This is a genomic window from Pseudomonas fluorescens (assembly GCF_902498195.1).
Taxonomy (GTDB): domain Bacteria; phylum Pseudomonadota; class Gammaproteobacteria; order Pseudomonadales; family Pseudomonadaceae; genus Aquipseudomonas; species Aquipseudomonas fluorescens_BU.
This window is the reverse complement of the sequence record NZ_CABVIY010000007.1, coordinates 26,867-36,011: the sequence shown is the minus strand read 5'-3', so window position 1 is coordinate 36,011 and position 9,145 is coordinate 26,867. Positions and strand designations below refer to the sequence as shown.

The following is a 9,145-nucleotide window of genomic DNA, read 5'->3' as shown; positions in this document are numbered from 1 at the left end:
CACCCGGATCTCTGTGGGAGCGGGCTTGCCCGCGAAGAGGCCCCTACATACGCATACAATCGTGTGATTGACTGCATGCCGTCCTCCGCTCAGCCTTCCGGCTCATTTTCCATTCGGAGCTACCTGATGCCCTTCGTGATTATTGACGGACAACCCCTTCACTACATTGACCAAGGCACCGGCCCGGCCGTCCTGCTGGCTGGCAGTTACCTGTGGGACCAGGCCATGTGGGCGCCGCAGATTGCCGCGTTGTCGCAACAGTACCGGGTGATCGCCCTGGACCTTTGGGGTCATGGAGCATCCGGGCCTTTGCCCACGGTTACCACAACTCTGGATGACCTTGCGCGTCAGGCATTGGTGTTGCTCGATCATCTGGATATCGAGCGCGCGACACTGGTTGGTTTGTCGGTCGGCGGGATGTGGGGCGCGCGCCTGGCCTTGTCTGCACCGCAACGAATCAACGGTCTGGTGATGATGGACACCTACGTCGGGGTCGAGCCAGAGCCGACACGCCAGTATTATTTTTCATTGCTGAAACAGATTGAAGAGGCGGGTGTTATCACACCGCAGTTGCTGGATATTGTGGTACCGATTTTCTTCCGCCCGGGTATCGACCCGCAGTCGGCGCTTTACCGGAACTTCCGTGCTGCGTTGGCGGCTTTGCCTGCGGATCGCCTGCGCGAAAGTATCGTTCCGATGGGGCGGATTACCTTTGGCCGGGAGGATCTGTTGCCGCGGCTGAATGAATTGAACGCTGATACCACGCTGGTCATGTGCGGCGATCAGGACACCCCTCGACCCCCTCACGAAACCCGGGAAATGGCCGAGCTGATCGGTTGCCCGTATCTGCTGGTGCCGGAGGCGGGGCATATTTCCAATCTGGAAAATCCGCAGTTTGTGACCGAGGCGTTGCTGGCCTTTTTGTCCGAGCGCAATCCTGCATAAAAAAAGATCGCAGCCTGCGGCAGCTCCTACAGGGATATGCATTCCAACGTAGAAGCTGCCGCAGGCTGCGATCTTTTGATCTGCGTTACTTGGGCCCGAGAATTTTCGCCAACTTGTCCGGTGACGGCGCGCCCTGCTGCTGTTGCAACTCCCCCTTGTCATCCATGTAGAAAATCGCCGGGGTGGCCTGCAATTCCAGGTCTTCCATCAATTGCATGTTGGCGGCGAGCTTCGCCTGAATCGCCGGCGGTACATCCTTTAACGCCTTGAGCGAGCTGCCCTTGCCGGCGGCTTCGTGGTCCTGCAGGGCCTTTTGCGGATCCTTGGCGGCGAGCAGGGCGGCGGATTTGCCGGGGCTGTCTTCGCGAATGATGCCGACCATGATGTGCCGCAGCTGCACCTTGCCGGCCTTGACCCAGGGCCGCGCCTGTTCCCAGAACATGTTGCAGTACGGGCAGTTGGGGTCGCTGAACAGATACACCACGCGTGGCGCATCCTTGTTGCCGTCACCGATCCAGTTGCTGGCTTCCATCTTGCTCCAGACTTCCTTGGACATCGGCGCATACACCAGTTTTTGCAGCGGCGCGCTGCTCAGGTCGTTGCCCTCGGCGTCGTACAGGTTGCCCAGCAGCACGTGCTTGCCGTCCGGCGTCAGGTACAGCGCCATGCCGCGGTTCTGGTATTGCGCCGCGTAACCGCGCAAGCCATCGGGGGCATCGAACTGGCCGACGATTTTCGCGCCTTTGGCTTCGATTTTCTTGATCGCGGCGGGCAACTCTTCGGCCTGCACCGACGGCAGGTGCAGCAGGGCGGCACCCAGGGTCAGGGTCAGCAGGTGGCGGAGGCGGGGCATGGCAGTTTCCTTGAAGAGGTGGCGGGTGCGGAATCAAAATTTTCCAGGGCGCGGGCCAGGCTGGCTTGCGACAGTTCGCCCAGGTGGCTGCCCAGCAGGCGACCCTCGGGACTGTAGAACAGCGTCGTCGGCAATGCCATTGAACCCACGGCCTGGCCCAGGCGACCACCCCCGTCGAACAGGACGTTGGACAGGCTCAGGCCCTGGGTTTCCAGGAAAGTGGCGACGCTTTGCATGCTTTCGGCCTGATTGACGAACAGGAAGGTCAGGTCCGGACGCTGTTGCTGGGCGTTTTCCAGTACCGGCATTTCCCGGCGGCAGGGTGGGCACCAGGTGGCCCACAGGTTGATCACCAGCGGGCCGCCCTTGTAGTCCGCCAGTTGCACGGTTTCACCGGCGGCGTTGCGCAGGCTGATGTCCGGCAGGCGCGTGCCTTGTTCATAAATCGCCAGGGAGTAGCTCGCCAGCAGCCAGAACGCCAGGCCGCTGGCCACGCCAAAGCCCAAGGGGCGGCGCAGGCCCGGCCGACGCCTGCCTCGGTAGAGCGTGGCGAGCACCAGCGCGATCACCCCCGGCCAGGCGAGGAAACCGCCGTCGCGCAGGTCGATGACCTGCCACGGATCGTTGCGGTAGTGCGTCCAGTAGACGGCGACGAAGCCGATCCGCGCCGCGAGCATGCCGATCAGGAACAGGCTGAACAATGCCGACTCGGGGTTCTCGCCACCGCGCTTGGCCACCCGCCAGCCGATGAACGTCGCCAGTGCCAATGCACTGATCAGCAGCAGATGGTTCAGCGCGATGGCAAAGGTGCCGAGGGTAAAGGTCAGCATTAACGGGCGTCTCGGGTGGTGGTCCAGCGTTGCAGGAAAGTGTCGGCATCGACCTCGCCGGTAATGCGCTGACTGCGACGCTCGTTGCCGTCGGCACCGATCCACAACAGGCTCGGTGGCCCCGGCACTTTATAGCGGCCGAGCAGTTCGCGGCTGGCGGCATTGTCGGCGGTGACATCCAGTCGCAGCAAGCGCACGTCGCTGAGGGCTTCGAGCACCCTGGCTTTGCCGAACACCTGTTTCTCCATGACCTTGCACGACACGCACCAGTCGGCGTAGTAGTCCAGCAGCACCCACTGGCCCTGTGCTTGCGCGGCATCGAGTTCGCGCTGCAGCGCGGTGGGGTCCTTGACGGTGGTGAAGGCGTCATGGCCCGCTGGAACGGCGGCGACGGCCGAGCTGGAAGCGCGGAACACCTGCAACGGCTTGAACAGATCGTCACTGCCGCCCGCCGCACCGATCATCAACAGGCTTCCCCACAGTCCGAGCAGCAACGAGCTGGCACCGAACAGATGGGCAATGCGTCCAAACCCGTCGGATTGCTTCCAGGCGCTGTAGGCGGCGATCAGCAGCAACGCGCCACACAAGCCGACCCACAGGGACTCATCCAGTACCGGGCGCAGCAACAACAAGGCGGTGGCAAGGAACAGGAAGCCGAAGATGCCCTTGACCAGGTTCATCCAGGCGCCGGGCTTGGGCAGAAAACGATTGCCGACGGTCACCAGCAGCAACAGCGGCACGCCGATGCCGATGCCCAGGGCGAACAGAATCAGCCCGCCGTGCAGCGCATTGCCGCTTTGTGCGATGTAGAGAAGGGCGCCCGCCAAGGGCGCGGTCATGCACGGGCCAACCAACAAGCCGGACAAGGCCCCCAGCACACCGGCGCCGATCAGGCTGCCGCCGCGCTGATTACGCGAGACATTTTCCAGCCGGTCACGCACGGCCACCGGCAGTTGCAGCTCGAAGAAACCGAACATGGGCAACGCCAGCAAGACGAAAATCGCCGCGAAGCTGCCCAGCAGCCAAGGGTTCTGCAACAGTGCCTGCAGGTTCGCCCCCAGCAGCGCCGCCAGCACGCCCATCGCCGCATACACCAGGGCCATGCTCACCACATAACTGCCGGCCAGGGCGAAACTGCGCTTGGGCGAGGCGCCGCTGCCGACGATCAGCCCGGCCAGGATCGGCAGCATCGGCAGTGAACACGGGGTGAACGCCAACAGCAGTCCGAGACCGAAGAACACCAGCAGGCTCCAGCCCAGCGCCCGTTGTTGAAGGCTGCTGGCGAGGGCTTGATCCGGTGCTTCATTCGTCGTGGAAACTACGGCATTACCGCCAAGGTCCACGACCTGGGTCTGCGGCGGGTAACACAAGCCGGCATCGGCGCAGCCCTGGTAGCTCACCTTGATCTGGCCGCTCGCGCCTGGCGGTATCTTCAGCTCCAGGCCCTGGCGATACACCTGTTGCTCGCCGAAAAACTCGTCGCTGTGGGCTTCACCCTCCGGCAGCGGTGGATGCTGGCCAGCCGCCAGGCCCTCGAATTTCAGCCGTTTCTGATAGAGGTAGTAACCCTCGGTGATCTGCCAGTAAAGCTGTGTTTCGCCTGTTTCAAGGCGCTCCGAGGTGAAGATGAACGCTTTGTCGACGGGAAGAAAGTCGGGTTTGCTTTCGAACGGATTAGTCCCGGCGTGGGCCAGGCCGGCAATCAGCAGAGCAAAGAATAGAAACAGACGACGCATGGAAAAGCCTTATTTTGTTGCAATTGAGCTGCACAATGGGTGGCGGCGATTAACCGATGATTAACCGTGGCGGCCTTGTGGCAGTGGCCCTTGCGGCATAATGTCGGCTTAATCGGTCATCGGCTTAATCCGTTTTATTTACACGAGGCTCCCCATGCACGTACTGGTTTGCGAAGACGATGAGTTGATTGCCAGCGGCATCGTCGCCGGCCTGACGGCCCAGGGCCTGACCGTGGAGCACGTGGCCACGGCATCGGCGGCCCGGGCGATGCTCAAGGTGGCGGAGTTTGACGTGATGGTGCTCGACCTCGGCCTGCCCGACGAAGACGGCTTGAAGTTACTTCAGCAGTTGCGCAACAACGGCCTGGAACTGCCGGTACTGATCCTCACGGCCCGGGACTCGGTTACCGACCGCGTCGACGGCTTGCAGGCCGGCGCCGACGATTACCTGCTCAAGCCCTTCGACCTGCGCGAATTGGCCGCACGCCTGCACACCCTGCTGCGACGGGTGGCGGGGCGCAGCGTCAACCTGATCGAACATGGCACCCTGACCTACGACCCGAGCAGCCGCGAAACCACGCTCGACGGCCAGCCGGTGGATTTGTCACGCCGCGAACAATCGCTTTTGCAGGCCCTGTTGCATAACCGTGGCCGCGTGCTGTCCACCGAGCAGCTCAAGGACAGCGTGTACGGCTTCAACGACGAACTGGAGAGCAATGCCCTCAACGTGCATATCCATCACCTGCGGCGCAAACTCGGCAATGGCATCGTCGAGACGGTGCGCGGGCTGGGTTATCGCCTGGGCCCGGCCGGTGGTGGAGATCAATCGAAGTGATGAGCCTGCGTTTGCGCCTGAGCCTGACGCTCGGTGCCGCGTTTGCGCTGATTTGGGCGCTGGCGGCGGCCTGGATGCTCAGCGACCTGCGCAATCAAATGATGTTTTCCCTCGACCAGCGCCTGGTGGCCTCGGCGCGAATGGTCGCGGGGTTGATGGAGCAATTACCGCCGTTGCCGAACAAGGGCGAGGGGACGCATTTCAGTGCCGAGCAACTGAACCTGCCTGGCGGCATGGCCTGTCAGGTCAGTTCATTGCGCGGGGAAATCCTCGCGCGCAGCCACAGCGATCCGGGGCAACCCCTGGAAGCCGAGAAAATGGGCTTCCACGATCAGATGATCGATGGCGCGCCGTGGCGCAGCTTCACCCTGGCCCGAGGCGATCTGCGCATCACCACCGCCGACCGGCAGATCGAGCGCGAGGCCTTGAACATGTCCATTCTGCTGGCCGCCTCGGTGCCGGTGGGCGTGGCGTTGCTCGGTTGCCTGTGCCTGCTGTGGCTGGGGATTGGCCAGGGATTGGCGCCGCTCAACCGCATGCGCGACGCCTTGATGCGCCGCAGTCCTGATTCCCTGGAACCCTTGCAGGTCCAGCCATTGCCCAGCGAGCTGCAACCCTTGCTCGACACGCAGAACCAGTTGTTCCAGCGCATTGGCAAGACCATTGAACGCGAACGCCGGCTGACCGGTGACGCCGCGCACGAACTGCGCAGTCCCCTGACCGCGATCAAGACCCACCTGCAAGTCGCGCGCATGACCGAAGGCGCCGCTCGCGATCAATCGCTGGCGCGGGCTGAGGAGGGGGCGGACCGACTGCACCGCACCCTTGAACAATTGCTGTTGCTGGCGCGGGTCGAAGGCAGTCTGTCGTTCGATGACGGCGTGCAATGCAGTGCCGAGCAAGTGGCGAAACTGGCGATTCAGGATACGGCTGGCGGCGATCGGCAACGCATCCGGCTCGAAGTGCCGGCCAGGTTCTCCCATGCCCCGGTGAAAATGCCCGCGGTGCTGTCCATTGCCGCGCTGCGCAACCTGCTGGACAACGCCTTGCGCCATACGCCCGGCGACAGGCCGGTGGAGTTGAGCCTGCAAACCACCGGCAACCGCGTGCAGTTCGTCGTGCGCGACCATGGCCCGGGCATTGCCGAAGACGACTTGCAACATTTGACCCAGCGTTTCTGGCGCAACGGCCAGAGCACCGGCTGCGGCCTTGGCCTGGCAATCGTCCAGGCCATCGTCCAGCGCTGCGGCTGCACCCTGCGTTTCGACAGTCGGCCGGACGGCTTGCGGGTCGAGCTGAGCATGCCGTTGCAGCCGGTCTGACCAACACGGCTTCCCCCTGTAGGAGCTGCCGCAGGCTGCGATCTTTTGATCTTGTTTGAAAAAAGATCAAAAGATCGCAGCCTGCGGCAGCTCCTACAGGGGGATTCAAGTTGAACATCAAATGTAACTCCTCTCCATTGGCCGCCCAGTCATCGCAGGACTATCGTTCCTCGCACTCAACGGATTGAGGTAACAGCGCCATGGATGAATCGATTCGCACCTGCAAGGCAACCCCGGCCGACGCCGGTATCATCAGCCGCATCATCGAACGCTCCATTCGCATCGGTTGCGCTCGCGACCACCGCAACCATCCGCAGACCGTCGCCACCTGGACCCACAACAAGACCATCGACCACATCCAGCCCTGGCTCGTGGACCCGCGGCTGTACCTGAACATCGCCCTGCTGCAGGACAAACCGGTCGGCGTGGCCATGGCCTCGACCAGTGGCAAGGTGGCGTTCTGTTACGTGCAACCGGAATGGTTTCGCCGGGGCGCGGGGCAAGCCCTGATGGGTGATCTTGAAGGCTGGTTGCTCCGCCAGGGCCTGCACCAGGCACGGCTCAACAGCACCCTTACCAGCGAAGCGTTCTACCGGCACCTGGGTTATCAACCATGCGCCCGAGCCTTCATGGTCGCCGGGCTTCAGGCCATCCCCATGCACAAAAGCCTGTCCTCCTCTTCATGGAAAGCTTGTCCCGAGCCTAAATCCTTGAGCCGCTGACGCGTTTCCAGAACAGGAAAACCTTTTCGAGGTCCAGAGATGTCAGTCGCTACCAGCCTTATCGAAGATCAGCCGGCCCGGGTCGCCCCGACCGAGACGCTTTTTCAGTTCAACGAATCGCCGTTGCTGGCGCGTCAAAACCAGCAGGAATCCAATGCCCGCAGTTACCCGCGGCGCATCCCCCTGGCGCTCAAGCGGGCCAAGGGCATTTATGTCGAAGACGTCGAAGGTCGCAGCTTCATCGATTGTCTGGCGGGCGCCGGGACGTTGGCGTTGGGGCATAACCATCCGGTGGTGATCGAAGCCATCCAGCAAGTGCTGACCGACGAGCTGCCGCTGCACACCCTGGACCTGACCACGCCGGTCAAGGATCAGTTCGTTCAGGATCTGTTCGGTCTATTGCCTCCGGCACTGGCAACGCAAGCGAAGATCCAGTTCTGTGGCCCCACCGGCACTGACGCGGTGGAAGCCGCATTGAAACTGGTGCGCACGGCCACCGGTCGCAGCACGGTGCTGTCGTTCCAGGGCGGTTATCACGGCATGAGTCAGGGCGCGCTGAGCCTGATGGGCAGCCTGGGACCGAAAAAGCCCTTGGGCGCCTTGCTCAGCAACGGTGTGCAATTCATGCCGTACCCTTACGATTACCGCTGCCCATTCGGCCTGGGCGGCGCGCAAGGGGTGAAGGCCAACCTCCATTACCTGGAAAACCTGCTCAGCGATCCCGAGTCGGGCGTGCAATTGCCGGCGGCGGTGATCGTGGAGGTGGTGCAGGGCGAGGGCGGGGTGATCCCGGCGGATCTGGACTGGCTGCGCGGCTTGCGGCGGATCACCGAAAAGGCCGGTGTGGCGTTGATTGTCGATGAGATCCAGAGCGGTTTTGCCCGCACCGGCAAGATGTTCGCCTTCGAGCACGCCGGGATCATTCCGGATGTGGTGGTGATGTCCAAGGCCATCGGCGGCAGCCTGCCGCTGGCAGTGGTGGTGTATCGCGACTGGCTCGACACCTGGTTGCCGGGCGCCCATGCCGGGACCTTTCGCGGCAATCAGATGGCCATGGCCGCCGGTTCCGCGGTGATGCGTTACCTGGTCGAAAACAAGGTCTGCGAGCACGCCGCCGCCATGGGCGAGCGCCTGCGCGAGCATTTGCGCATCCTGCAGCGGGACTTCCCGCAACTGGGTGATATTCGCGGTCGCGGGCTGATGCTGGGTGTCGAACTGGTCGATCCGAGCGGCGCAGTGGATGCCCTGGGCCATCCGCCAGCCTTTGCTCGCCTGGCACCGCAGGTGCAGCGCGAATGCCTCAAGCGCGGCCTGATCCTCGAATTGGGAGGCCGTCAGGGCGCAGTGGTGCGCTTCCTGCCGCCGCTGGTGATTACCGCCGCGCAAATCGACCAGGTGGCGGGGATTTTCGGCCGGGCATTGGCCGCAGCCACCGCCAGCCTGTAATTTTTCCGGGTCCTGGAACGTTCCTACTACATACCGGCTGCACGCGGCGTGCAGCCCGCCCAACAGTGATGGAGAGAGACAGCATGACGTCAGTATTCGACCGCGAGGACATCCTTTTTCAAGTCGTGGTCAACCACGAAGAGCAATACTCGATCTGGCCCGACTACAAGGCCGTGCCGGAAGGCTGGCGCACCGTGGGCAAAAGCGGGCTGAAAAAGGAATGCCTGGCTTACATCGAAGAAACCTGGACGGATATGCGTCCGCTGAGTTTGCGGCAGAAGATGGAAGAGCAGGCGGCTGCGGCGCACTGATCGTCGCAACAGAAAGGCCCGCTGAACCGGTGACGGTCAGCGGGCTTTTTCATGCCTGGATCGCGGCGCAGTCCCTGTGGGAGCGGGCTTGCTCGCGAATGGGTTGGATCAGTCAACGTAGAGGTTGAGTGTGATACCGCATTCG

Annotated in this window: 9 protein-coding genes; 6 read left to right on the top strand and 3 right to left on the bottom strand. The window is 62.8% G+C overall.

What is annotated here, in order from left to right; genetic code table 11:
• Positions 1-126 precede the first annotated feature (126 nt).
• The gene (locus F8N66_RS23880; protein ID WP_150772515.1) at positions 127-945 is read left to right on the top strand and encodes an alpha/beta fold hydrolase; all 819 of its coding nucleotides are present in this window, start codon (positions 127-129) and stop codon (positions 943-945) included.
• Positions 946-1,030: 85 nt separating this feature from the next.
• Here F8N66_RS23880 and dsbG read toward each other — a convergent pair whose 3' ends face one another.
• From dsbG to dsbD, 3 genes are read right to left on the bottom strand one after another with little or no spacing between them, the layout of a single operon-like run.
• Positions 1,031-1,798 carry a thiol:disulfide interchange protein DsbG gene (dsbG, locus tag F8N66_RS23875; RefSeq protein WP_150772514.1) on the bottom strand — a complete coding sequence of 256 codons (768 nt, stop codon included), beginning with the start codon at positions 1,796-1,798 and terminating at the stop codon, positions 1,031-1,033.
• Entirely contained in the window at positions 1,774-2,628 is an 855-nt protein-coding gene (locus F8N66_RS23870; protein ID WP_150772513.1) for a TlpA disulfide reductase family protein, read from the bottom strand. Before F8N66_RS23870 ends, dsbG begins: the two co-directional genes overlap by 25 nt.
• Positions 2,628-4,364 (bottom strand): protein-disulfide reductase DsbD, encoded by a 1,737-nt coding sequence (dsbD, locus tag F8N66_RS23865; protein ID WP_150772512.1) that lies wholly within the window; start codon positions 4,362-4,364, stop codon positions 2,628-2,630. The genes F8N66_RS23870 and dsbD overlap by 1 nt, the downstream gene beginning before the upstream one ends.
• A 154-nt stretch (positions 4,365-4,518) precedes the next feature.
• On the opposite strand from dsbD, the gene F8N66_RS23860 reads away from it, so the two are divergent.
• From F8N66_RS23860 to F8N66_RS23840, 5 genes are all read left to right on the top strand, one after another.
• Entirely contained in the window at positions 4,519-5,199 is a 681-nt protein-coding gene (locus tag F8N66_RS23860) for a response regulator (RefSeq protein WP_150772511.1), read from the top strand.
• Positions 5,196-6,521, top strand: a complete 1,326-nt coding sequence (locus tag F8N66_RS23855; protein ID WP_150772510.1) for an ATP-binding protein — start codon at positions 5,196-5,198, stop codon at positions 6,519-6,521. The genes F8N66_RS23860 and F8N66_RS23855 overlap by 4 nt, the downstream gene beginning before the upstream one ends.
• Before the next feature lie 200 nt (positions 6,522-6,721).
• Positions 6,722-7,243, top strand: coding sequence for a GNAT family N-acetyltransferase (locus F8N66_RS23850; protein WP_150772509.1), 522 nt, complete (start codon positions 6,722-6,724; stop codon positions 7,241-7,243).
• A 39-nt stretch (positions 7,244-7,282) separates the two neighbouring features.
• On the top strand, positions 7,283-8,689 hold the full coding sequence (locus F8N66_RS23845; protein WP_150772508.1) for an aspartate aminotransferase family protein: 1,407 nt from the start codon (positions 7,283-7,285) through the stop codon (positions 8,687-8,689).
• Positions 8,690-8,772: 83 nt separating this feature from the next.
• Positions 8,773-9,000 (top strand): MbtH family protein, encoded by a 228-nt coding sequence (locus F8N66_RS23840; RefSeq protein ID WP_150772507.1) that lies wholly within the window; start codon positions 8,773-8,775, stop codon positions 8,998-9,000.
• Positions 9,001-9,145: the final 145 nt, after the last annotated feature.